This is a genomic window from Alteromonas mediterranea DE, assembly GCF_000020585.3.
Taxonomy (GTDB): Bacteria; Pseudomonadota; Gammaproteobacteria; order Enterobacterales; family Alteromonadaceae; genus Alteromonas; species Alteromonas mediterranea.
The window spans coordinates 1,231,538-1,255,359 of record NC_011138.3 but is presented as its reverse complement, the minus strand read 5'-3'; the positions used below and the strand labels follow the sequence as shown (position 1 = coordinate 1,255,359).

At 45.0% G+C, this 23,822-nt stretch carries 21 protein-coding genes, 1 tRNA gene, 1 other RNA gene and 1 pseudogene; 8 read left to right on the top strand and 16 right to left on the bottom strand.

All coding sequences use genetic code 11. The features are described from left to right. Positions 1 to 101 precede the first annotated feature (101 nt). Positions 102 to 383 (top strand): late competence development ComFB family protein, encoded by a 282-nt coding sequence (locus tag MADE_RS05755; protein WP_012517725.1) that lies wholly within the window; start codon positions 102 to 104, stop codon positions 381 to 383. A gap of 16 nt (positions 384 to 399) precedes the next feature. Here the strand turns inward: MADE_RS05755 and ffs are convergent. Both ffs and MADE_RS05750 read right to left on the bottom strand, forming a co-directional pair. Beyond that, positions 400 to 496: signal recognition particle sRNA small type (gene ffs / locus MADE_RS20165), an RNA gene on the bottom strand. 85 nt (positions 497 to 581) lie between these two features. After that, entirely contained in the window at positions 582 to 1,640 is a 1,059-nt protein-coding gene (locus tag MADE_RS05750) for a Glu/Leu/Phe/Val dehydrogenase dimerization domain-containing protein (protein ID WP_012517724.1), read from the bottom strand. A 308-nt stretch (positions 1,641 to 1,948) separates the two neighbouring features. Between MADE_RS05750 and MADE_RS05745 the strand changes: the two genes are divergently transcribed. Continuing rightward, positions 1,949 to 2,416, top strand: a complete 468-nt coding sequence (locus MADE_RS05745) for an Lrp/AsnC family transcriptional regulator (RefSeq protein ID WP_012517723.1) — start codon at positions 1,949 to 1,951, stop codon at positions 2,414 to 2,416. A gap of 41 nt (positions 2,417 to 2,457) precedes the next feature. On the opposite strand, the gene maiA is transcribed toward MADE_RS05745, so the two are convergent. The 7 genes and pseudogenes from maiA to pspA form a co-directional block, all read right to left on the bottom strand. Next, positions 2,458 to 3,111 carry a maleylacetoacetate isomerase gene (maiA, locus tag MADE_RS05740; RefSeq protein WP_012517722.1) on the bottom strand — a complete coding sequence of 218 codons (654 nt, stop codon included), beginning with the start codon at positions 3,109 to 3,111 and terminating at the stop codon, positions 2,458 to 2,460. Between the two features lie 133 nt (positions 3,112 to 3,244). After that, positions 3,245 to 4,249, bottom strand: a pseudogene (locus MADE_RS05735) (fumarylacetoacetate hydrolase family protein). A 471-nt stretch (positions 4,250 to 4,720) separates the two neighbouring features. Continuing rightward, positions 4,721 to 6,277 carry a transcriptional regulator TyrR gene (gene tyrR / locus MADE_RS05730; RefSeq protein WP_012517720.1) on the bottom strand — a complete coding sequence of 519 codons (1,557 nt, stop codon included), beginning with the start codon at positions 6,275 to 6,277 and terminating at the stop codon, positions 4,721 to 4,723. A 203-nt stretch (positions 6,278 to 6,480) separates the two neighbouring features. Continuing rightward, complete coding sequence (gene phhA, locus MADE_RS05725; RefSeq protein WP_012517719.1) at positions 6,481 to 7,281, bottom strand: phenylalanine 4-monooxygenase; 801 nt, start codon at positions 7,279 to 7,281, stop codon at positions 6,481 to 6,483. 202 nt (positions 7,282 to 7,483) lie between these two features. Continuing rightward, positions 7,484 to 7,930, bottom strand: coding sequence for an envelope stress response membrane protein PspC (pspC, locus tag MADE_RS05720; RefSeq protein WP_012517718.1), 447 nt, complete (start codon positions 7,928 to 7,930; stop codon positions 7,484 to 7,486). Beyond that, entirely contained in the window at positions 7,927 to 8,166 is a 240-nt protein-coding gene (pspB, locus tag MADE_RS05715; RefSeq protein ID WP_012517717.1) for an envelope stress response membrane protein PspB, read from the bottom strand. Before pspB ends, pspC begins: the two co-directional genes overlap by 4 nt. A gap of 74 nt (positions 8,167 to 8,240) precedes the next feature. Further along, a complete protein-coding gene (pspA, locus tag MADE_RS05710; protein WP_012517716.1) occupies positions 8,241 to 8,924 on the bottom strand; it encodes a phage shock protein PspA in 684 nt (227 codons plus the stop codon). Between the two features lie 221 nt (positions 8,925 to 9,145). Here pspA and pspF point away from each other — a divergent pair, with 221 nt between their 5' ends. Genes pspF through MADE_RS05680 form a run of 6 tightly spaced genes read left to right on the top strand, consistent with a single transcriptional unit; the run spans position 9,146 to position 15,715 of the window. Beyond that, on the top strand, positions 9,146 to 10,267 hold the full coding sequence (gene pspF / locus MADE_RS05705; protein WP_012517715.1) for a phage shock protein operon transcriptional activator: 1,122 nt from the start codon (positions 9,146 to 9,148) through the stop codon (positions 10,265 to 10,267). A 3-nt stretch (positions 10,268 to 10,270) separates the two neighbouring features. Next, positions 10,271 to 12,007, top strand: coding sequence for an ABC transporter substrate-binding protein (locus MADE_RS05700; protein WP_012517714.1), 1,737 nt, complete (start codon positions 10,271 to 10,273; stop codon positions 12,005 to 12,007). Next, positions 12,004 to 13,035: an ABC transporter permease gene (locus tag MADE_RS05695; RefSeq protein WP_020744888.1), complete on the top strand. Its 1,032-nt coding sequence runs from the start codon at positions 12,004 to 12,006 to the stop codon at positions 13,033 to 13,035. Before MADE_RS05700 ends, MADE_RS05695 begins: the two co-directional genes overlap by 4 nt. Next, positions 13,022 to 13,915 carry an ABC transporter permease subunit gene (locus MADE_RS05690; RefSeq protein WP_012517712.1) on the top strand — a complete coding sequence of 298 codons (894 nt, stop codon included), beginning with the start codon at positions 13,022 to 13,024 and terminating at the stop codon, positions 13,913 to 13,915. Before MADE_RS05695 ends, MADE_RS05690 begins: the two co-directional genes overlap by 14 nt. Before the next feature lies 1 nt (position 13,916). Continuing rightward, positions 13,917 to 14,912: a peptide ABC transporter ATP-binding protein gene (locus tag MADE_RS05685; protein ID WP_012517711.1), complete on the top strand. Its 996-nt coding sequence runs from the start codon at positions 13,917 to 13,919 to the stop codon at positions 14,910 to 14,912. Further along, positions 14,912 to 15,715, top strand: a complete 804-nt coding sequence (locus MADE_RS05680; protein ID WP_012517710.1) for an ATP-binding cassette domain-containing protein — start codon at positions 14,912 to 14,914, stop codon at positions 15,713 to 15,715. The genes MADE_RS05685 and MADE_RS05680 overlap by 1 nt, the downstream gene beginning before the upstream one ends. 117 nt (positions 15,716 to 15,832) lie before the next feature. Here MADE_RS05680 and MADE_RS05675 read toward each other — a convergent pair whose 3' ends face one another. From MADE_RS05675 to MADE_RS05640, 7 genes are all read right to left on the bottom strand, one after another. After that, entirely contained in the window at positions 15,833 to 16,963 is a 1,131-nt protein-coding gene (locus MADE_RS05675; RefSeq protein ID WP_012517709.1) for a sodium ion-translocating decarboxylase subunit beta, read from the bottom strand. Positions 16,964 to 16,966: 3 nt separating this feature from the next. Next, a complete protein-coding gene (gene oadA, locus MADE_RS05670; protein ID WP_012517708.1) occupies positions 16,967 to 18,781 on the bottom strand; it encodes a sodium-extruding oxaloacetate decarboxylase subunit alpha in 1,815 nt (604 codons plus the stop codon). Positions 18,782 to 18,799: 18 nt separating this feature from the next. Continuing rightward, entirely contained in the window at positions 18,800 to 19,066 is a 267-nt protein-coding gene (locus MADE_RS05665; protein WP_012517707.1) for an OadG family protein, read from the bottom strand. A 270-nt stretch (positions 19,067 to 19,336) separates the two neighbouring features. After that, a tRNA-Arg gene (locus tag MADE_RS05660) sits at positions 19,337 to 19,413 on the bottom strand. A 699-nt stretch (positions 19,414 to 20,112) separates the two neighbouring features. Further along, positions 20,113 to 20,304 carry a carbon storage regulator CsrA gene (gene csrA, locus MADE_RS05650; protein WP_012517705.1) on the bottom strand — a complete coding sequence of 64 codons (192 nt, stop codon included), beginning with the start codon at positions 20,302 to 20,304 and terminating at the stop codon, positions 20,113 to 20,115. A gap of 134 nt (positions 20,305 to 20,438) precedes the next feature. After that, a complete protein-coding gene (gene alaS, locus MADE_RS05645; protein WP_012517704.1) occupies positions 20,439 to 23,036 on the bottom strand; it encodes an alanine--tRNA ligase in 2,598 nt (865 codons plus the stop codon). A 295-nt stretch (positions 23,037 to 23,331) separates the two neighbouring features. After that, positions 23,332 to 23,793 carry a regulatory protein RecX gene (locus tag MADE_RS05640; protein WP_012517703.1) on the bottom strand — a complete coding sequence of 154 codons (462 nt, stop codon included), beginning with the start codon at positions 23,791 to 23,793 and terminating at the stop codon, positions 23,332 to 23,334. Positions 23,794 to 23,822 lie beyond the last annotated feature (29 nt).

The window sequence follows — 23,822 nt, the reverse complement described above, 5'->3', positions numbered from 1 at the left end:
GTGTCCGTTCAATACACACACCTAACAATGATGTATATATTGCTCACTAAAAAGACGACAAATAAACATGTGTCGCAGAGAAAATAAGAAAGGTAGGGAACATGAAGCTAGATGACGACATTCATAATTATTACGAGCACTTGGTACTCGAGCGAATCAACAAACTAGGGTTAGATGGAAGTAAAAGTCCAGACTACTTGGCCGATTTATGCTGTTTGGCATTAAACCAAGTGCCGCCCCGCTATATTCGGTATGAAGTTGATATGGCGTTTTACTTACCACAGAGCGAGCGAAATCAAATGGAAATGAACGTTGAGCACGCTATCAGTAAAGCAATAAAGTATTTGGATGAAACAGAAAAAAACAAAGAGATTAGCGAATAAGGAAGTTTGGGTGGCGGGCCTCCAGCCACATCCCGGCACATGAGTCGTCTGCTGCGGCTGCTCCCTTCCGGGCCTGACCGAGTTCACAGAGTATCATTGCGGGAGGACCAAAAGCCCACCATAGAAACTGCATTCAAAGCAAAGTCATTCGCCCCTGCTTGAGTGCGGGGCGCATTATGACTATTTGGCTCTGAGTTTTCAACCCTTTAAATTAAATCTCTCTTCGGCAATAAGGTTTGCTACGCGGTTAGTCGCCGCCCCCTCTTGCTCTGCACGGGTATAAATTTCTTTCAGTGTATCGCCGATTTGCTCAATATGTGCGCGCAACGCTTCGTTTGAACTCGTTTCCATACGTTGGTGGAAGATATCAATAACACCACCTGCGTTAATCACATAGTCTGGCGCGTAAAGAATACCCCTTTGCTGCAATAACTCACCCATGTCCTCGCGAGCCAGCTGATTATTAGCCGCCCCTGCAATAACCTTAGCTTTTATTAAAGGCAAAGTTTGGTCGTTAATAGCTGCACCTAATGCACATGGAGCGAGAACATCTACATCTAAACTTAAGATTTCTTCTGGCGCTACTGCTGTTGCACCAAGTTCAGATACGGCTTTCTCTACCCCTTCAGGATAAATGTCGGCAACGTAGAGTTTTGCGCCATGCTCATGAAGATGCTTAGCAAGGCGATAACCAACGTGCCCCATACCTTGTATAGCCACACTTACGCCTTCTAAGCTGCGCTTAAGGCCGAACTCTACTGTGGCTTTTAAGCCAACAAACACACCGTACGCCGTTGAAGGTGCAGGGTTGCCATCGGGCACCTCACCCGCGTAGTGGTATTTTGCGTGTACCCCTGCGATGTAATCTGACTCAGTTGCCATGGTTTGTAAGTCGGTCACTGAGATACCAGAATCTTCAGCCGTAAAGTATTTACCCCCCAACGACTCTACAAACTTACCCATGGCTTTCATCATTTCTGGCGTTTTGGCTTTTCGAGGGTCGCCAATAATGACAGATTTGCCACCACCAAGTTCAAGGTTCGCCATGGCGGCTTTATAGGTCATGCCCTTTGAAAGTCTCAATACGTCAGTTAGCGCTTCACCACTATTTACGTAAGGCCACATACGACAGCCGCCAAGCGCTGGGCCCAGATTCGTATTGTGTACAGCAATAATGGCATTCAGGCCCGCTTCTTCATCGTGATAAAACGCAACATGTTCATGATTATCGAACTCTGGGTGATCAAAAACTGACATATTTTCCCTATTACAACTGTGGTGAATTAAAACTTTCCCAAGATGGCGCTGTCACGAAAAGTACACACCATCCACTTGGGGTGAAATGAGAGTCTGATGATGTTTTGCGTTACACTCGCGGGCTTCGCAAAGATCACCAACATTTTGCCAAGTGTATCTGATTGTCCTGAGGACAGGCGTTGCAAAGTTTGTTAATGACATTTACAAACTGAAACGCATAAGAATTGAATACAATTTTTCTAGGATAGCTATCCTAGAATTTTTTTTGATATATAATAGACATCATAAAAGCGACGGAAACAGTGTTAATGAAATTGGATAAATTTGACCGTGAGATTTTACGCGTTCTTCAACAAGACGCCACGGTGTCAATGGCCGACCTAAGCCAACGCGTAGGATTATCTCATACTCCTTGTTGGAGACGGGTAAAGCGGATGGAAGCCGATGGCATTATTCTCGGTAAAGTCACCTTGCTCAATAGTAAAAAGCTTAATTTAGGCGTATCGGTTTTTATTTACGTTACTTTGAAAAACCACGACGGTGACTCGCTCACTGATTTTGAAAGTGCGGTACAAAACATTGATGAAATTGTGGAGTGCCACACCACTAGTGGTGAAAAAGATTACTTGCTAAAAGTGATCGTAGAGAGCATTGAAGAATATGAGTTTTTGCTTAAGACTAAATTAACGCACCTGCCTCTCGTTGACCACCTAAGCTCAACGTTTGCATTGAAGCAGGTTAAAAATACCACCGAGCTTCCCATTAAACGTCAGTAGCTCAAGTTTGGGGGTCAGAGTACATATTCTGCCCCTTCCACTCAATTGGCGTCTACTTGATTTTCAGGCATTGCATTTTTGAATGCGTCAATCTCGTTACAGTTTTTTGCTATTTTGCTAATAAGCGGGTAGCGGCTCATGTCTACGTTAAACCGCTGAGCGTTGTAAACTTGCGGCACCAAACAGATATCTGCAAGCGTAACATCAAAGTCAAAGCAAAACTTACCCGCTTGGGTCTGCAGCCTTTTTTCGATACCGTCAAACCCAAGGGTTATCCAATGGGCTGCCCACTTAGCCACATCATCCTGTGATGCTTCAAAATTTCCTTTCAACGCATTTAACACGCGAAGGTTTCCAATAGGCTGTATATCGCAGGCAATATCTTGCGCCAACGCTCGCACCCTTGCCCGTTCTGTCCGATGCTCAGGGATAAGACGATACTCACTCTCATATCGCTCATCAAGGTATTCAATGATCGCTAAGGACTGGTTGAGAATGATGTCCTCATCATCGTCGACCAGCGTTGGGACCAAGTGAGCAGGATTCAGCTGTGAATACTCACTACTATGCTGCTCCCCACCATTATTTACCAAGTGTACGGGCACATAGTCATATTCAACACCTTTTAAATTTAGTGCTATTCGCACACGATAAGAGGCGGTTGAACGCCAGTAGCCATAAAGTTTAATACTCATGGTATTACCTCGCCTGTTTTACATTGCGCTGGGTCATCGTAGTGTTTAACGCCTTAAATCAGGCTAATTGCCGCTGCTCGCAACATGCGCGCAATGCGGCTCATTAGATCAGCGGCTGTTACCACTACTTATTTTAGCTAAGTGGTTTTACCTGTTGTTCTATAGTGCCAAATATTGAGTTCCCGTTTTCATCAAGCATTTCAATACGAATTCGGTCGCCAAATTGCATGAATGGCGTTGAAGGCTTACCGTCGCGAATGGTTTCAATCATACGCACTTCGGCAATACACGAATAACCAACACCACCTTCAGCAATGGCTGAACCATGGTCAGTACCTTGTTTATTAGACACAGTGCCTGAGCCTATGATAGCCCCTGCCCCCAAGTTTCTGCTTTTTGCTGCATGAGCAACAAGCTGCCCAAAATCAAAGGTCATATCTTGTCCGGCTTCAGGCTTACCAAACAGTTCACCGTTATAGGTTGAACGCAGCGGCAAATGCACTTTGTTGTCTTTCCACGCGTCTCCTAATTCATCTGGCGTTACCGCTACTGGTGAAAAGCTTGACGCAGGCTTTGATTGGAAGAAGCCGAACCCTTTCGCTAATTCCCCCGGGATAAGACCTCTAAGGGATACATCGTTGACCAACATAATAAGGCGAATTCGCTCTGACGCTTTATCCGGTGTGCATGCCATCGGTACATCGTCGGTAACCACTGCAACTTCACCTTCAAAATCAATTCCCCAATCATCGTTAGGAAGGATAATGTCGTCTTTTGGGCCGATAAAATCATCAGACCCGCCTTGATACATCAGTGGGTCTGTCCAAAAGCTTTCAGGCATTTCTGCATTACGTGCTTTTCTTACCAGTTCCACATGATTTACGTACGCACTGCCATCTGCCCATTGGTATGCTCTTGGCAACGGCGATTCGCAGCGAGACTCATCAAAAGTCACGCTTTCGCAACTTTGCTCATTAAGTGCCTGGTATTTCATCTGAAGCTGTGGCGCAACTTCCTTCCAATTGTCCAACGCATCCTGCATTGTTTTGCATGTCTTGTGCACTGCATGCTCGAGAAAGGTCTTCGACACACATTAGGCAGCCATCTCGGGTTCATCTTTATAGGTTGCTAACTTCATTCTTCTTTCCTCGAAAACGGTTGGCAGGCGTGGCTATTTTCATATTTTTTAACGCTCACTACATACTCAATAACGAGCGCACAAGCACGCCAACACTTTATACAAATGCGTAGTATAGTTATGCCACTAGTTGGTATAGGTGAGAAGACTTACAGTGACGAAGTTTTATTGGCCTGTAAGAAAGGGTGTACGGCAGTAAGCATTAATAAGGTACGCGCCGCTTTATCCCACTAGCTTTGCGTTGATTGTAAATTTTTCGTAACACGCAAATTAAGGCGTGTAGAGAGGTTAACGTACAGCGAAAAGCCATGTGCCGGTTTTCCGAGCTATTTACCTATTCATTATTTTATTTGTAGCTAAATGGTCCGCAATTACCGTTTGACGATGAAATAAGTCGTGCGAGCTTGCGCCCGTAAACCCCGCGTTATTATAACGCAGCGCAATAAACGCTCGCTCGCCACGCCCTTGTCATTACAACTTCACGGTTGCTTTATTAATACCGTATTCACGAAGTTTGTTAGCAATCGCCGTGTGGCTTAAACCAAGCTTTTTCGCTAACTGACGGGTACTTGGATAAGAGGGGTATAAGCGTTTTAGCAAGTCTTTTTCAAACTTTTTAACTTCCTCATCTAAGGTACCTTCAAAGTTCTCGTCAATGTAGGTTACGCTAGGTGCACAGCTGGGAAGCTGAATATCTTCTTTAGTAATTTCTTTACCATCCAGCAGCGACAATGCGCGATAAAGGGCATTTTGTAGCTGTCTTACGTTACCAGGCCACGGATACTGCTGCAGAAAGTCGACACATGACTTACTAAGCTTCGCCGGTCGTCTTCCCAGTTTTGTGCTATGCTGCACAATAAACGATTCGGCAAGGGGCACGATATCTTGCCTGCGGTCTTTTAATGATGGCATGACCAAGCTAAGTACATTGAGGCGATAATAGAGCTCTTTTCTAAATCGCCCCTCCTCAACCAGCTGACCTAAGTCTCGGCAGGTAGTGCAAATAAAGCGTACGTCCACTTTAACCGGCTCAGCATCGCCTACGCGTCTAAATTCACCGTCTTCTAAAACCCGTAGCAATTTAGCCTGAAGCTGTGACGACATGTCAGCAATTTCATCGAGCAACAGGGTGCCGCCTTTCGCCTGCTCTAAAAGTCCCACTTTAGCATTCGGCTGATTAAACGCGCCCGCCGCATAACCAAAAAGCTCGGTCTCCGCCACGCTATCGGGTAATGACGCACAGTTTAGTGCCAAAAATGCACCTTCACTTCGACGGCTAGATTGATGACACGCACGCGCAATCATTTCCTTCCCTGTTCCCGTCTCACCAAAAATAAGAATAGGGGCATCTAAATCGGCTATGCGTTTGGCTTCATGCACCACGCGTTTCATAAACGGTGACTGCGCAATAAAGCGGTCAAAACTATCCGTAGGCGACTGATGGAAAGCAGTAAATTGCTGGCCCAAACGCATTTCAGATTTCAATATGACCACTGCACCGGCCATAATCATATTTTTATCACCGTCAGGTACGGTAATAGGCAACATATCAGCAAGATAATCTTGCTGAATAAACTTAACCTTTGACGACTGCGGGCCCGGCGATTTACCGTCCATCCACTTAGTAAAGTTAAACCCTTTTACGACTTCACTAATTTCTGTGCCTTCAATGTCGCTAGTCGGCATTTCTAAGCCCGCGCTTACCGCTTCGTTGCACAGCACGATGTTTCCCTTGGCATCAATGGAAAAAACAGGGTCAGGCAGCGTTCTTAAAATTGCTGAAAGCTGATTCTTTTCACGTTCACCAGGCATAAAAAGCGTGGTCTTCACGTCATCAATACCATCGATACGGCGAATTTGTGGCATGAGATGCTGGAAGTCGGCAAATTCAATATTGGGAAAATTAAGGAAAATTTTTCCCGCGGGATCGATTTCTATACCGCGTAAATCTATTTCTTTGGTTACGAGAATATCTAACACATCTTGAGTAATACCAAGACGATCCTGACAACTGATTTCTAGACGCATAGGGTATTATAGCTATTTTGTAAACATATATGTACAGAGTATCATACTTTTACAAAAAGATAACAAGATAAATGTTACAGAAGGTTAAAATTGGTAGTGGCAAGAGCGAGGTAATGACGAGCGATAGGTAAAATCGGGCCTAAAAAAAAATGCCACTACAACGAGCGGCATCCTATATAAAACACATTTAATTAACAATAGTGTTAGCTCGCTTTTTTCTCTTTAGGCGGGAAAAGTGGGGAAAATAACCCCAGAGATTTAGCCTCTTCAACCAATGCCATAATATCCATTTCGGCCAATTCAAATAAGTGGTCGAATTCAGGTAGGATATAATAAAGCGGCTGCATAATATCAATGCGATACGGCGTTCGCAGCGCATCAACTGCAGTAAGTGGGTTACGCAACGGTTCATCACTGTCTAACGCGTAAATGGTCTCTCCCGGCGAAGATAAGATACCGCCACCATATATTTTAAGCCCCCCTTTCGCTCTCACTAGGCCAAACTCGACAGTAAACCAATACAACCGCGCCAAATATACCCGGTCTTCTTTGCTCGCCGCCAGCCCTAGTTTTCCATAAGTATGTGTGAAGTGCGCGAACGCCGGGTTGGTTAACAGCGGGCAGTGTCCAAATACTTCGTGAAAAATGTCGGGCTCTTGCAGGTAGTCAAACTCTTCTCTGGAGCGAATAAAGGTGGCAACTGGAAACTGTTTGTTAGCCAGTAACCTAAAAAACTCGCCAAAGTTGATTAAGGCGGGCACTTCAGCCGTTTGCCAACCGGTCTTTTCCATTAGTACCTTGTTGATATCAGGCAGCTGTGGAATTTTCTTTTCGTTAAGCTTTAACAGGTCTAGCCCATCTAAGTACTCTTGGCATGCTCTTTCTTTTACCAGCGGAATTTGTCTTTCGTACAGTTCCGACCAAATTTGGTTCTCTTCATCTGACCAATGAATGACCCCATTTTCATCAGATTGTCTCGACTGGTATTGCGTTGATTTTGGCATAACTTCTGTAACCAATAAGGTTTAAAAAACTTACCTATCAGTCTAATGAAATTAGCCGCTTGTAAAAGACAAATGCGCAATGGGGGTAAAGATTTAACTGTAACATAAATTTTACATCAACAACAAAAGAAGCTGATTTTAAAAGAAAAAGCCGCTATTAAAAAGCGGCTTTCATTGCTTATCGCAGAGAATTTTGAAGGGGTTACAAGCGGCTAATTTCTTTATTAAGTTGATATTCGCGAGATGTGACGTAGGTCTCCATTTTGCGAAGTCTCTCTTCCGCTTTTTCGAAACGATTTCGAATATCGTGAAACGCCTGTTTAGGTGGCTCGCCGGCTTGCCAGACTTTGGTTTTTACCTCCACCTTTGGGCTTTTAACCTGACCGTTGTTTGGGTTAGTCCAGCCTTTTCCCCGTGAAAAAACTGGGGGCGTTGGCGCCTCGTTTAATCCCGCAGGTTTCTTATCTAGAATAAACCAAGCGGCAATGTAAGCGACAAAAATGAACGGCCCGGCTAATAAAAAGAACCCGGTAACGACTAAAATTCTTACTAGCCATGTTTCTAAACCGAAGTATTCTGCAACGCCTGAACACACACCTGCAATACGCGCATTCTCTGGGTTTCGGTAGAGCTGTTTACCATTTCTCATGCTCTATTCCTCCACTCAGGCGCCTCACTATCTAAAATGGCTTCTAGCGTTTCAATGCGCTCGCTCATTTTTTCGGCTTGCTCTGCTAAGTTTTTCAACGACGCATGCTCTTCAGCGCTAAGGCCCTGATTGACTTGCTTTTTGCTGCGATAATGTAGAATTAGCCAAATGGGAGCAACAAATATTGTGAAAACCACAAGGGGCATCACCAGCATTGCTATTATACCTTCATCCATCTCAATCTCTCCTCAAACCCTGATGTATTTACCCTTTGCTGCGTTTGGCATACAAAGGGTACACCCTATTTTTCTTATTCTGATTTTTCGGTGCTTTTATTGGCACCTTTTACTTTTGCTTTAAGTGCAGCCAGTTCGTCTTCAACTTTATCACTGGCTTCTAGCTCAGCAAACTCATCTTGTAAGGTTTTCTTGCCCAAGTCATAGGCTTCAACCTGCGACTCAAGATCATCAATTTTACGCTCGTATTGTTCGAAGCGTCCCATTGCATTATCTACTTTAGTGCTGTCCAACGTCTTTTTCACTTCAAGACGAGAACTAGCCGTTTTCTGGCGCATGATAATGGCTTTTTGACGACTCTTCGCGTCGGCCAGTTTATCTTGTAGCTGACCAATTTCATCTTGAAGCTTGCTGATTTGCTCTTCAACAATTGCAAGCTCTTTACTTAACGTCTCTGCGGCTTCTGCAGACTTTTTCTTTTCCTGCAGTGCTGCTCGCGCTAAATCTTCTCTATCTTTACTTAAAGCAAGTTCTGCTTTTGCTTCCCAATCACTTGCATCGCTTTCGTACTTCGCAATTTGATTGGCTATTTCTTTTTTATTGGCCAAGGTTTTCGCCGACGCTGAGCGCACCTCAACCAATGTGTCTTCCATTTCCTGAATGATTAATCTAACCATTTTTTCAGGATCTTCGGCTTTGTCTAAAATCGCATTAATATTCGAATTCACAATATCTGTAAAACGCGAGAAGATACCCATAATAATTACCTCTTGCTAAAAATGGTAAGTGTTAAAAAACACCACACTTGATAAATAGATTACTCTTGGTATTAATCGTATTCAATATGCTTGCCAACTCTACCTTTACGCTAAGTCTCTATTTTTCATACCGTTTTTATAAGTTCAAATAATGCTCGTTTCTCAATATTTTTTGTTCTACACTACTAATTGGTCGAAATGACTAACTTTTGAGGTTTTTAATGAGTAGGTATCGTCAGCAAGACAATTTGCTAGGTCAAGCGAACAGTTTTCTAGAAGTGCTAGAGCAAATTTCACAAATAGCACCGTTAGATAAACCGGTCCTTGTGATAGGAGAGCGAGGTACAGGTAAAGAACTGATTGCAGCGCGTCTTCACTTCTTATCTAAGCGCTGGGACCAAAACTATATCAAACTGAATTGCGCAGCCCTAAATGAAAGCCTTTTAGAAAGTGAGCTTTTCGGTTACGAAGCTGGGGCATTTACCGGTGCGTCGAAACGACGAGAAGGTCGTTTTGAAGTCGCCCATAACGGCACACTGTTTCTCGATGAACTTGCCAATACTTCGGGTCTAATTCAAGAAAAGCTCCTTCGCGTTGTCGAATATGGGGAGTTTGAACGCGTGGGCGGCAGTAAATCGGTGAAAACCGATGTAAGGCTTATTGCAGCGACAAATGAAGATCTCCCTGCCCTTGCCGATGCAGGCGAGTTTCGCGCCGACTTGCTAGATAGGCTAGCCTTCGATGTGATTACCATCCCCCCGCTTCGAGAGCGACGGGAAGATATCATGATGTTAGCGGAAAATTTTGCCATTAATATGGCCCGTGAGATGGAGATGGAGCTCTTTAGCGGCTTCACTGAAAAAGCCAAGCGTACTCTGCTTGATTACGATTGGCCCGGAAATATTCGAGAACTGAAAAATGTAGTTGAGCGCGCCGTTTACCGCACTAACAACCCTCACCTACCGGTTCACGAAATCATTCTTGACCCCTTTGAATCCGTTTATCGTCCACAGGGTAGAGTTAAGACTAAGGATAGAGTAAGCACTTCTGAGTCAGCAAGTCCTATCGTGTCCTCACAACCCGACCATACAAAAGATGTGATAGAAAGCGCTGACATTACGCCTTTAACGCCAAGCAATCAGCAAGAATCTGTCGAATATCCCATAGATTTGAAAGAACGCTCTCAACAATATGAGATAGATATGATAAAACAGGCACTTGCTGACAGTCAGTTTAATCAAAAGAAAACCGCTGAAAAATTGAGCCTGACATATCATCAGCTGCGTGGCTATCTCAAAAAATATAACTTACTAGATTCTTCCGCTGAAAGCGTCGAGGCGTAAAGCATGTCCCATAGTTTGGTAAAGCGTTTGTCATTATGTTTATGTACAGCGCTTCTTGTTGCATCCTGTGCAAAACAGAATAAACAAGCGTTTTACAATACGGGTATTATTTACTGCTCTGAAAGCAATCCAGTGACGTTTAACCCCCAACTTGATACGTCAAGCACAACGTCAGATGCTTCCTCTCACCAACTTTACGACAGGCTTCTCGATTTCGATCCTGAATCTGGCCGCATTGTGCCAAGCTTAGCCAGTAGCTGGCTTGTAAGTAATGACGGCTTAACCTATGCCTTTCAGCTTCGAAAAGACGTGTCGTTTCACTCTACTCGTTATTTTGAGCCGACAAGAAACTTTAACGCCGACGATGTAATATTTAGCATCGACAGGTGGCGACTAAACTCACACCCTTATCACTATGTGTCCGGCGGTCGCTACCCCTACTTTGAAAGTATTGGCCTTGCTCAAAACATTGAATCTGTCGAACGGATCAACGGCTACCGTGTAGAGATAACACTCAAACATCGCGATAGCTCGTTTTTAGCAAATTTAGCGACAGATTTCGCGGTAATATTGTCAGAGGAATACGCTACTCAGTTGGCCAACGCCGGCACACCGAGCAAAATAGATGAGCTTCCCATCGGGACCGGACCGTTTAAATTTGATAGCTATCGCAAAGACCATTTCATAAAGTACCTTAAGCACGAAAACTATTGGCGCACCGAGTTATTGACCGAAAATGCAAACATTACCCGCGATATTGAAAATATTGAAACCAACGCAAAAAGTGAAAATAGCAGCGAAGCGATAGCAGATGGTCTTTCTAAAAAGACAGACGGACACGTAGTTGAACAGCTTATTTTTGATATTACGCCACGCAGCTCACTACGACTGGCTAAGTTAATGACTGGCGAGTGCGACGCCACTGCCTTTCCCGCTCAAACAGAGCTTGAGGTAATAAGGGCTAGAGACGATCTTACGCTCGCTGAAAAGCCAGGGCTGAATGTTGGCTTCTGGGCTTTTAATACTCAGCGTCCGCCTTTTGATAACCCCGATGTAAGACGCGCTTTAGCCGTGGCCATTGATAAAAACACGCTGTTAGAAGCCGTTTACTTTGACAGCGCAACGCGAGCTAAGACCCTTCTTCCTGCAGCGAGTTGGGCATTTCAAAACGATGCTGATGATACGGCCTATAACCCAGTTTTAGCGCGAAAGTTACTGGCAGATGCAGGTATAAAACCTGGCTTTTCAATGACAATATGGGCCATGCCTGTAGAGCGCTCTTATAACCCCAATGCCACTAAAATGGCCGAACTTATTCAGCGTTATTTAAATGATGTAGGCGTTGAAGCAACCATTGTTAGCTACGACTGGACAACCTTTAGACGGCATTTACAAGAAGGTTTACACGATTCTGTGCTTATCGGCTGGTCAGCAGATAATGGCGACCCGGATAACTTTTATCGCCCGCTGCTAAGCTGTGGCGCTATCCCTTCTGGCACAAACCGCGCCATGTGGTGTAACGAAGATTATGATAGATTACTTAACAGCGCCCTTCAAACTGATGATATTGAAGCCCGCACAGCTATTTACCGGCAGGTAAACCGATTACTGTATGAACGCCTTCCGTTAGTTCCAATAGCCCATGCCTATCGCTACCAGGCATACCGAGATGAGTTGGAAGGAATGACAATTAATCCCTATGGCGGCGTACGCTTTGGTGGAGTAGAAAAAACACTGTGATCCAAATTCTCGTAAGATACTGCACGTTATTTGTGTTAACCCTTTTGGTGTTAGCGATTATCTCTTTTTCGCTCGCTTACCTTTTTCCCGGTGACACACTGGAAAACTTAACAGGCTTAGTGCCAGAAAACGACATTCAGCGTGCAGCCTTAGAGCGGCAGTTCAAGCTAGACCAGTCTTATATTTTTCAGTTCTTTTATTATGTAGGCAACCTACTCACCGGTGACTGGGGCTATAGCTTTACGTCCGGGCTGCCGCTAAGAGAAGAGGTAGGCATCGCGATGCCAGCCACGATAGAGCTAGCAACCTACGCTATGCTAATGGCCCTATTCGTTGGTGTTCCGCTGGGCTATTACGCTGGAATTCGATGCTATTCAACGTCAGACCACCTTATTAATAGCGTGAGCATTACTACGTATTCCTTTCCTGTTTTTTGGTTTGCCCTTTTACTCATTCTTATTTTCAGTTTGCAGTTAGACGCGGCGCCGATGTCTGGACGTATCAGCCTGCTATATGACATTGAGCCTGTAACTGGTTTTATCCTTATCGATATTTTACTATCTGATATTGAAAACAAGTCTCTGGCGTTTAAAGACGCACTGTCGCACATTGCATTGCCTACCTTCTCAATCGGCGCTATCGCTACCGCATCGATGATAAGAGTAACTCGACGCTCAGTTATTGATGTAAAGCACCGACCTTACATTGCAGCCGCTTTGTCCCGCGGCCTATCAAGCTGGCAAATATTTTTCCGACATATATTGCGCAACGCCCTGCTTCCCATATTGCCCCTAATGGCTATTCAAATTACCACGCTTATTACTAATGCGATGATCGTTGAAACCTTATTTTCATGGCCAGGCATAGGAAATTGGCTTATTCAAGCCATTTACCAACGGGATTATCCCGCCTTACGAATTGGAATGATGGCGGTATCTTTTGTTGTTATAACTTTAACAATCCTCATCGATTTGTTTAACCGCATGATTGACCCAAGCAGAGAGAAATACGAACGTGCCACAGTTTAGTTTGTACGACGAAGAGTTCCATCCGTCGCCGTGGCAGCGGACGTGGGCCTCTTTTAAAGCAAGCCACATTTCTATGTTGGGCCTGATTATGCTCGCGCTGTTTGTCGTGTGCGCCGTTTTTGCGCCTCTGATTACGCCCTACGACGCAGTAGAGCAAAATATAGACGGCTTATTAATTCCACCTAGTTGGGTAACCAATGGATCTATTTCACACCTGTTCGGCACCGACGCGTTAGGTCGCGATCTTTTTACCCGCATTATCTATGGCTGTCGAATAACGCTAGGTTCAGCGTTTATTACCGTCGTACTAGCCATGCTAGTGGGTGTTAGTCTTGGTACCTTCGCAGGCATGTTGCGAGGAGTGCGCTCCAGTATTGCTAACCATTTACTCGATGCGTTAATGGCTATTCCTACTCTGCTTATTGCCATTATTATTGTAGCAATTTTAGGCACAGGTTTGGTCAATAGCATGTGGGCGATTACATTGGCGCTTATCCCTCAGTTCGTGCACCATACTCGCAGCTTCGTGCGGGCAGAGATGAAAAAAGAATACATAGTGGCCTCTAAACTCGATGGCGCGAGTAAGTGGCAACTCTTCGTTCACTCTATATTGCCTAATATGACCGAAATGCTGGTGGTGCAAAGTACCCTTGCGCTTTCCATCGCGGTTATAGATATTTCCGCCTTAGGCTTTTTAAACCTTGGCGCTCAGTCTCCCCTACCGGAATTAGGCGTAATTTTAGCCGACGGCCTAGACGTTGCTTACCTTGCACCTTGGAATGTAGCCGTACCGGGTATGGCAATATTTTTTATGGTGTTATCCATTAATATTGTGGGTGACGGATTGCGTTCGGCCCTGCGAAAAAGAGTGAGTCATTAATATGCCAATGCTTGATATTAAAAATCTCACCTTAGAAATGCAAAGTAGTGAAGGCGCTATCAAAGCACTGGATAAAGTTAACTTATCTGTAAGTAGCGGCGAAATTCGTGCCCTTGTGGGTGAGTCTGGTTCGGGTAAAAGTTTAATTGTTTCTGCTATCTGCGGCGCACTACCCAATCAATGGAATTTGACGGCCGACAGGATGAGTTGGAACGGTGAAAACTTATTAGGTATGTCGGTGCAACAGCGCCGCGAAGTAATGCGTCGAGAAATTGCCGTTGTATTCCAAGATCCTCAGGCGAGCTTAGACCCATCGGCAACCCTTGGCGAACAGCTAGAGGAAAGTATCCCTGATGAGTTTGTTCAAGGAAGCTGGTTTTGGCAGCGTGCACAGCAGCGTAAAAAGATAGCCATTAGTACGGTGCATAAAGTGGGTATAAAGCACCACAAACATTACTTAAGTGCGTTTCCACACCAAATACCTGCCGACATTGGGCAGAAGTTTATGATTGCAATGGCGTTAGTATCACAGCCTAAATTATTGATTGCTGATGATCCAACTCGCGGTATGGAGCCCACCACTAAAACACAAATTCTTAAGCTTTTTACTCGGCTAAACCAAACGCGTTCGTTATCTATTCTTTTCGTGAGCCACGACTTGCTGGCAATTGCGAGTATGTCACACTCGATGACGGTTCTATATGCCGGTCAGACCGTTGAGTCGGGTAAAATGAAGCATATCAAAAAGCGCCCGTTACATCCTTATACCAAAGCACTGCTGGACAGCGCGCCGAGCTTTAGGAAAGACTTGCCCCCTAAGTCACTGCTACCCACGCTCAGCGGCTCTATCCCAACGCTTCAGCATTTACCAATTGGTTGCCGATTAGGCCCTAGATGCCCGCGAGCCCAGCGTGCCTGTGTGCAAACACCTGCCGTACGCAAAATTCATGATCACAGCTACAGCTGCCACTACCCGCTGCACATGGAGAAGCTGTGATGGATATCATGCAGGTAAAAGATCTCACGTTTATTCACAATGAAAAGAAACGCTGGTTAAAAAGGCCAGAAGTATTTCAACTGGGCCCTGTGAATTTAAATGTAAAGCGCGGCGAAACCATTGCCATTATCGGTGAAAACCGTTCAGGTAAATCACTGCTTGCTAAACTGCTGGTTGGTGCCTTGCCGGCTGACGCGGGCGAAATTGAGATTAATACTCACAAATACTTAGCAAAATACCAATCCAAAGATGGCCAGCAAAAACGTACCCACGATATTAGAATGATTTTGCAGCACAGCGCGGAGTCGATGAATCCGTCTGTTCCCGTGGGTAAAATTTTAGATGAGCCCCTACGTTTAAATACCGGCTTACCTCAAGCAGAACGCAAGCCTATTATTGAGGATATGCTGGTAAAAGTAGGGCTGCTGCGCGAGCATTATTACTTTTACCGGCACATGCTTTCTGATGGTCAACAACAGCGCGTGGCGCTAGCACGAGCCATTGTTTTAAAACCTAAAGTACTCGTAGCTGACGAACCTTTCGCGGCATTAGACCCCTCAATTCGTTCTCAAACCGTAAACCTTATACTTCAGCTTCAACAAGAATTGGGTTTGGCATTCGTCTTTATAAGCCATAATTTAGGTATAGTAAGGCACATTGCAGATAGGGTGATTGTTATGGAAGGTGGAGAAATCGTAGAAGAAGGCAAGACAGAAACCATTTTCAGATGGCCGCAGCATACCCGAACAAAAAAGCTTATCACTGCTTATCAGTCGTTAGTACCGCAAAACACAATTCGTTAAAGCCCACCGTGGGTTTTAACGTTGGGTATTAAAAAGGGGCAAACCCTTTGCCCCTTACCTTATTAACTTACCAATCAATGTATTGGCTCTGAGCGTGGCTAGAGCCTAACTGTGCATCTAGCCGACAAGTGCTAACAAAATGCCTGCGGCTACCGCGCTGCCCAACACTCCGGCGACATTTGGCCCCATAGCATGCATTAATAAGAAGTTATGAGGGTTAGCTTCTAACCCCACTTTGTTTACGACCCTTGCCGCCATAGGTACTGCAGATACCCCTGCTGCACCTATAAGTGGGTTTATGCTTCCGCCCGATAGCCGGCTCATTAGCTTAGCCATCAGTACGCCAGCTGCCGTACCTATGCCAAATGCAATGGCGCCTAGGCCTAAAATCCCTAAAGTCTCGACGGTGAGAAATGCGTCTGCCGATAATTTAGAGCCCACCGCTAATCCTAAGAAAATGGTAACGGTATTAATAAGTTCGTTTTGCGCTGTTTTACTGAGGCGATCCACAACCCCGCACTCTTTCATTAAGTTACCGAAGCAGAACATTCCTACCAGTGGTGTGGCTGCCGGTAGAAACAGAATGGTCATAAACAGAACCGCCAATGGAAAAATAATTTTTTCACGTTTGGCCACGGGACGAAGCTGACCCATTTTAATTTCACGCTCGTCTTTTGTGGTTAACGCCTTCATTATTGGGGGCTGAATAATAGGAACTAATGCCATATATGAATAAGCTGCTACAGCGATTGCGCCAAGTAAATCTGGCGCAAGCCGAGAGGCTAGGAAAATTGCAGTGGGGCCGTCAGCGCCCCCTATAATCGCAATCGCACTTGCGTCTTTAAGCGTAAATTCAAAACCAGGGATCAGATTCAATGCGATGGCGCCAAATAGCGTAGCGAAAATACCAAACTGGGCTGCGGCGCCCAGTAGCAGCATTTTCGGATTAGCGATAAGCGCGCTGAAATCTGTCATAGCCCCTACGCCCATAAAAATAAGCAGCGGAAACACGCCTGTATCTATGCCTATTTTATAAATATAGTGAAGCAAACCACCTACCTCAGAAAACCCCGCAATAGGGATATTGGTAAGTAATGCGCCAAACCCTATGGGCAAAAGCAGCAAAGGCTCGAACTTTTTCACAATTGCCAAATACAGCAGACCAAAGCCAACTGCCATCATTATCAGTTGACCCGCTTCAAAATGCGCAAGCGCGGTACTATCCCAAAGTACCATTAACTTATCCATGCCCTACCCCAATAAGATCAATGGTTGGCCACTGGACACGGCATCGCCTTCCCCAACAGTAACTTCCGTTACCGTGCCGGTGAACGCAGCGCGGATCTCCGTTTCCATTTTCATGGCTTCAAGGATCATAACTACATCACCTTCGGCAATACTGTCACCGTTTTTAACGAGTATCTTAAATACGTTACCCGCTAACGGTGCATCAATAGACTGGGAAGTGCTTGCAGATGCCTGAGTATTGCTCGCTGACGCTGGCGCCGATGATTGAGCAGCACCTGCTGGTGTTACGCTTGTTAAGGTACCGGATGGTGCGACTTCTACGTGATACACCTTACCATCAACGTTTACATCGTAAGTTTCGCTGCCAGATGTAGACGTGTTTGCTGCAGTTTTTTCTACTTGAGCTACATCTGCTGACTGCGATGACTGTGCACTAGGTGCAGGTTCAAACGCATCAGGATTACCGCGATTTTCGATAAACTTAAGGCCTATCTGCGGGAACAAGGCGTAAGTAAGCACATCATCAATTTTGTCATCTGATAGCGAAAGCTGCTTTTTCTCTGCGAGTTCATCAAGCTCTTTACTTAGTGCATCAAGTTCGGGGGCAATGTTATCAGCCGGTCGGCACGTCACAGGCTCAGCACCATCAAGCACACGCTCTTGCAGCGCTTTATTTACTGGTGCCGCGGTGGCGCCGTATTCGCCTTTAAGTACGCCAGCGGTTTCTTTCGTGATGCTCTTGTAGCGCTCGCCTGTTAGTACGTTAAGTACCGATTGCGTGCCTACAATTTGAGAGGTTGGCGTAACAAGAGGAATAAACCCGAGATCTTCCCGTACCCGTGGAATTTCTTTTAGTACTTCTTCGAATTTATCTTCAGCGCCCTGTTCTTTTAGCTGGCTTTCCATGTTGGTTAGCATGCCGCCTGGCACTTGCGCTAGCAAAATCCGTGCGTCAACGCCCTTTAAGCTTCCTTCAAACTTGCTGTATTTCTTTCTTACATCTCTGAAGTAGCTGGCAATTTCTTCCAGTTCTGGCAATGCGATGCCGGTGTCACGCTCTGTACCCTCTACAATCGATACCATCGTTTCAGTGGCGGTATGGCCATATGTCATACTCATTGACGAGATAGCGGTGTCGAGCATATCAATGCCCGCGTCTACGGCTTTTTGATAGGTGGCAGTACTTAACCCTGTCGTAGCATGACACTGCATGGCAATAGGTACACTTACCGTTTCCTTCAGCCCTGTTATGAGCGCTTCGCATTCGTAAGGCTTTAAAAGCCCTGCCATATCTTTAATACAAATGGAATGAACGCCTAAGTCCTCAAGCTGTTTGGCCATATCAAGCCAAAGCTTTAGATTGTGCACTGGGCTTACGGTATATGAAATGGTGCCTTGCGCGTGCGCACCGCTGTCTATGGTTGCTTTAATTGCCGTTTTTAAATTTCTGATGTCGTTCATTGCATCAAAAATTCTAAATACATCAACGCCGCTTTCATGGGCGCGCTCTACAAAGCGAGTCACAACATCGTCAGCGTAATGTCGATACCCCAGCAAGTTTTGGCCTCGTAGCAACATTTGCTGCTTGGTATTAGGCATGGCGGCTTTTAGCTTTCTAATACGTTCCCATGGGTCTTCTCCCAAGTATCGAATGCAAGCGTCAAAGGTAGCGCCGCCCCACGACTCTACTGACCAAAAGCCAGCTTTATCTAATTTTTCCGCAATGGGAAGCATATCTTCAATACGCATTCGCGTAGCTAGTAGTGACTGATGGGCATCACGCAGGACCAGCTCGGTAAGGGCCAGAGGCTTAGACATGGTAACTCCTGATTAGACTTATTTTTTTGAATTTTGGCGATGGGTATGAATTGCAGCGGAAATAGCGGCGATAACATTACCGTCTATTCCGGGTTGTACCGTTTGATTGTTTCTTTTTACGTTGACAGCGGGCTCTTCAATATCACCGGGGAAAGCTTCGCAAAAGCGTGCGATTAAGTGTATACCTACGATAAGAAGTCCGAGAAATGAGAAAACAAACACCATTCCTATCAGCATGAGCGAGCCTGCTTCAACGAGCAAGCTAGCGACGGATTCCGAATTCATATTCAATCCTATTGTTATTTTGTACCTGAATAAGTATCACGAGGGTTTTGAAAACACAACAATGCAGCATAAAAAATCACTTAAAATTGAATAGAAGCCATCAAAATGAAACTTAATGCATTATTTTTTAATAAAATTGCAATAAAAGCGTATCGAACTTAATTTAAATCAATTTTATATCAGCGCGCTTGCACGAAAGTGGGAAAACAAATAGAAGAAATAGGGAAGCAGAAATGAAAAAGCCCACCTAAAAAGGTGGGCTCTTCAATGTGGCGCGTGTGGAAGGATTCGAACCTCCGACCGCCTGGTTCGTAGCCAGGTACTCTATCCAGCTGAGCTACACACGCGTTAACAACTTGTCTTCCGACGTTAATTTCGAACGAAGACTCATGTAAAATAAGTAGCGCGTCGGGAAGGAGTATACGCTCCGTCCGCCTGGTTCGTTGGCAGGTACTTTATCTCAGCCAGCTAAACACGCGCACAAAAATTGCTGGCTGCCGTCANNNNATTCATTGGCCTGAGTCAAACCTTTTTTATAAAGAAATTGTTCACTCCTGCCATTTTAACGATTCGTGCAAAAAACCAGTAATTTGTTCGCAATACAAGCAATTAAATAAAAAATCTGTTGCCCTTACCGTACGCTTTTTCAACGCGCAAAATCGATCATTAGGCAACATCGTATATTTTTATAAAATGAAAACGGCGTTTTAGGCCAATTTCCATTTCATTTTGCAAAGTTTCCTCTAGTACCATGCTGCGCGTTATTAATAGGAAGCGTGCACAAAACACGTCCAAACACGGTTATAAGCGGTGGCCCTACTATTTTAAGGTATAGAACAATTAAGCGAATACGCAAAGCCTGTAAACAAACTTTCTAGTGACAGTGGCCGCCTACTCTTTGCCAAACCTTAGTTGGTATTGCAAAAATCCGCGGTTGCAGCCATAAAAGCACGACCGCCATAGCAACGGCGTTCACGTCATAAGTGTTAACACAAACAAAAAAGGCCAGCATAAGCTGACCTTTTCCTGTGAAGCGTATAATGCAATTATTCTGCAGAACCTGGCTGACCGCCTTTTTCTGCCTGAATGCGCATATAAATCTCTTCACGGTGCACAGAAACTTCTTTTGGTGCATTCACACCTATACGTACCTGATTCCCTTTTACACCTAGTACAGTAACGGTTACATCGTCACCTACCATAAGTGTTTCACCAACTCGACGAGTCAAAATAAGCATTCGCTTGCTCCTGTTCCTTAATACTGAACGTAATCCTTTGAATTTTGCTAACCCTTCGGCACGACCCGATGGTAGCGACAGTGGCTCCATGTTTCTGCGTCACTTCAAAAACTCACTGTTATACACAAAAATAATTATAGCTTATCTTGTAACCAAACGTTAACCGAATCTAACGCTTGCCCCAAGTTTTCAGGCTTATCGCCACCCGCTTGAGCCATATCAGGGCGACCGCCGCCTTTACCACCTACTTGTGATGCGACAAAGTTAACTAACTCGCCCGCTTTAACTTTATCAGTGAGATTTTTAGTCACGCCAGCAATGAGGTTCACTTTCGCATTGTTAGCCACACCTAGTACTACGATACCTTCGCCAATTCGGTTTTTAATATCGTCCATCATTGAACGCAATGACTTCGCTTCGACACCTTCCAAATTAGCGATTAGCACTTTAACGCCATTTATCTCTACTGCATTACTAAGCATATCAGCACCTTGCTGACTCGCCAGTTTTTGTTTTGCAGAATTGAGCGCTTTTTCTAGTTCTTTAGTCTGATTTTGTAGAGAAACTACGCGTTCAAGTACATTTTGGCTATCTGTTTTTAATAATGACGACAACGACGACAGCGTCGCTTGTTGCGTTTGCACGACTTCAATTGCTTGCTCGCCAGTGACCGCTTCGATGCGTCGAACACCCGATGCAATGCCCGCTTCACTGGTAATTTTAAACAAACCAATGTCGCCAGTTCGCGCTACGTGAGTACCACCACATAGCTCAACAGAGAATGGCCCCATAGTTACCACGCGAACTTTCTCGTCGTACTTTTCGCCAAACAGCGCCATTGCACCTGAGGCTTTGGCTTCTTCTAGGTCCATTAGTTCAGTAGCCAGTGAATGATTTGCGCGTATTTCTTGATTCACGCGTCGTTCAATCTCTGCAAGCTGTTCTGTAGTAACGGCTTCAAAGTGCGAGAAGTCAAAACGCATACGCGGCGCTTCAACCAATGAACCTTTCTGCGTTACGTGCTCACCTAAAATTTCGCGCAGCGCCGCGTGAAGCAAATGGGTAGCACTGTGATTTTTCTTAATGGCTTCGCGGTTAGCCGAATCTATGGCGGCGGTTGCTGTATCGCCCTTAGAAACAGAGCCTTTCGCTATTCCTTTGTGCGCAAACGCGTTACCCATTTTCTGGGTATCAGTGACAATGAATTCACCGTTGGCAACGCGCAGCACCCCTTTGTCACCTGCCTGACCACCGCTTTCCGCGTAGAACGGCGTGCTGTCTAACACCACTACGCCTTCTTGGCCATCTTCTAATTTTTCAACAAATGCGTTGTCCGCAATTAGCTCAACCACATTCGCCTGGCCTTCCACATCGGTATAGCCCGTAAACGACGTTGTATGGTCGATGGCAAGTTTGCTGTTGTAATCTGCCCCAAAGTTGCTTGCTTGCTGTGCGCGAGCGCGCTGAGCCTGCATTGCCGCTTCAAAACCTTCTTCGTCAATTTTAAGCTCGTGCTCTCGAGCCACGTCGTTAGTAAGGTCTGTTGGAAATCCGTAAGTATCGTACAGTTTAAATACCACATCACCCGGCACAGTATCACCTTCAAGCGAGGCGAGTGTGTCGTTTAGCATTGCCATACCGCGTGCGAGCGTTTTACTAAACTGCTCTTCTTCTACGCGCAGTACTTTTTCAATAACCGGAAGCTGGTCAACTAGCTCTGGATACGCTTCACCCATTTCATTAGCAAGAGAAGCAACCAGTTTATAGAAGAAGATGTCGTTGGCGCCAAGCTGATACCCATGGCGTACCGCGCGACGTATAATACGGCGTAATACGTATCCGCGCCCTTCATTTGATGGCATAACGCCATCGCAAATTAAGAAGCTGCACGAACGAATGTGATCGGCGATAACCCGTAGCGATTTATTTTCAAGATCCTCTGTGCCAACGATTGAGGCTGCAGACTTAATTAAATTCTGAAACAAATCGATTTCGTAGTTGCTGTGAACGTTTTGCAAAATAGCTGAAATACGCTCTAGACCCATACCAGTATCGATCGACGGCTTTGGAAGCGGCTCCATGGTACCGTCAGCTTGCTTATTAAACTGCATGAATACCAGGTTCCAGATTTCGATAAAGCGGTCACCGTCTTCTTCAGGTGTTCCTGGAGGACCACCCCAAATGTGCGCGCCGTGATCGTAAAAGATCTCAGAGCAAGGACCACATGGGCCTGTATCGCCCATTGACCAAAAGTTATCTGACGTACTAATACGGATAATTTTCTCTTTAGGCACACCAATGTGGTTTTCCCAAATATCGAACGCTTCATCATCTTCAGAGTAAACGGTTACTAATAGCTTTTCTTTAGGAAGCCCAACTTCACTTGTTAGAAAGTTCCACGCAAATTCAATCGCTTCTTTCTTGAAATAGTCGCCAAAACTGAAGTTACCCATCATTTCAAAGAAGGTATGGTGGCGGGCTGTATAACCTACATTTTCAAGGTCATTGTGTTTGCCCCCTGCCCGTACACAACGCTGAGACGATACTGCACGGGTATAGCTACGCTTTTCGGTACCTAGAAACGTATCTTTAAACTGGTTCATTCCCGCATTGGTGAAAAGAAGTGTGGGATCATCTGCCGGCACCAGTGACGAGCTTGCCACCGCCTGATGGCCATGACTTTTAAAATAATTGATAAACTTGTTACGTAAGTCAGCAGTTGATAATGTCATTGAAAACCTAACTTCCTTTATTCTATTTACGAGACGTGCGATTTGCCTGTTCTAATGAGTTTTATATCGGGGCGTTTTGCCATTACTCAATGTACAATGCCGCATTACAATTCTCGGGATAATTAAAATGCACACAAATTTGCGCAACAATACCACGGATAGCGCAATTTTGTTAAGTGTAACGGCCAAGAGATAGGGCCAAATTTTGCTTAAATTCAACAAAAACAGTCGATATTCATGCACGTGATTGCAACAGGTGTGTATTTTGCAAAATTGTAAGTTACCACTTTAACTTTTAGTTCTCGCAGCTACTCTCGCTGACCGCGTAATCGATATGATCTTGGTAAAAACCGCGATATTGAAGAAACTGTTTCTGCTTTTGCCTTAACGCAAATTCAGTTTCGTAAAACTCGCCAAACTTCTTTACCTTTACGTTTCTCGCGCTTTCAAACCAGTCGGCTTCAATTTCGTTTAACGCCTGCTCTGCCGTTCCCTCATCAACACCGTATTGCTGCAAGTCTAACTTGATAGCGCGAGGACCTTTACCTTTCATATAAAGGGCGCGGGCTCTACTTTCTGCAAAACGCGTATCGCTTTGAATTCCTGCATCCTTAAACTCGTCTAAAATAGGCGTAAACGCCTCGCTTGCTATTCCCTTTTGTTGCAGCTTTCGTGCTATTTCATTAACGCTATGCTCTCGTCGTGCCAGCATGCGAGTAATCGCGTCGGTAATGATTTTTCGGTCAAAGTCTGACATTTTTATGAACTTACTCTTTTGTTTAAAAC

Coding starts and splice junctions, on each gene's coding strand:
- MADE_RS05755 (WP_012517725.1), top strand. CDS start 102: ATGAAGCTAGATGACGACATTCATAATTATTACGAGCACTTGGTACTC.
- MADE_RS05750 (WP_012517724.1), bottom strand. CDS start 1,640: ATGTCAGTTTTTGATCACCCAGAGTTCGATAATCATGAACATGTTGCG.
- MADE_RS05745 (WP_012517723.1), top strand. CDS start 1,949: ATGAAATTGGATAAATTTGACCGTGAGATTTTACGCGTTCTTCAACAA.
- maiA (WP_012517722.1), bottom strand. CDS start 3,111: ATGAGTATTAAACTTTATGGCTACTGGCGTTCAACCGCCTCTTATCGT.
- tyrR (WP_012517720.1), bottom strand. CDS start 6,277: ATGCGTCTAGAAATCAGTTGTCAGGATCGTCTTGGTATTACTCAAGAT.
- phhA (WP_012517719.1), bottom strand. CDS start 7,281: ATGCCAAAATCAACGCAATACCAGTCGAGACAATCTGATGAAAATGGG.
- pspC (WP_012517718.1), bottom strand. CDS start 7,930: ATGAGAAATGGTAAACAGCTCTACCGAAACCCAGAGAATGCGCGTATT.
- pspB (WP_012517717.1), bottom strand. CDS start 8,166: ATGGATGAAGGTATAATAGCAATGCTGGTGATGCCCCTTGTGGTTTTC.
- pspA (WP_012517716.1), bottom strand. CDS start 8,924: ATGGGTATCTTCTCGCGTTTTACAGATATTGTGAATTCGAATATTAAT.
- pspF (WP_012517715.1), top strand. CDS start 9,146: ATGAGTAGGTATCGTCAGCAAGACAATTTGCTAGGTCAAGCGAACAGT.
- MADE_RS05700 (WP_012517714.1), top strand. CDS start 10,271: ATGTCCCATAGTTTGGTAAAGCGTTTGTCATTATGTTTATGTACAGCG.
- MADE_RS05685 (WP_012517711.1), top strand. CDS start 13,917: ATGCCAATGCTTGATATTAAAAATCTCACCTTAGAAATGCAAAGTAGT.
- MADE_RS05680 (WP_012517710.1), top strand. CDS start 14,912: ATGGATATCATGCAGGTAAAAGATCTCACGTTTATTCACAATGAAAAG.
- MADE_RS05675 (WP_012517709.1), bottom strand. CDS start 16,963: ATGGATAAGTTAATGGTACTTTGGGATAGTACCGCGCTTGCGCATTTT.
- oadA (WP_012517708.1), bottom strand. CDS start 18,781: ATGTCTAAGCCTCTGGCCCTTACCGAGCTGGTCCTGCGTGATGCCCAT.
- MADE_RS05665 (WP_012517707.1), bottom strand. CDS start 19,066: ATGAATTCGGAATCCGTCGCTAGCTTGCTCGTTGAAGCAGGCTCGCTC.
- csrA (WP_012517705.1), bottom strand. CDS start 20,304: ATGCTTATTTTGACTCGTCGAGTTGGTGAAACACTTATGGTAGGTGAC.
- alaS (WP_012517704.1), bottom strand. CDS start 23,036: ATGACATTATCAACTGCTGACTTACGTAACAAGTTTATCAATTATTTT.
- MADE_RS05640 (WP_012517703.1), bottom strand. CDS start 23,793: ATGTCAGACTTTGACCGAAAAATCATTACCGACGCGATTACTCGCATG.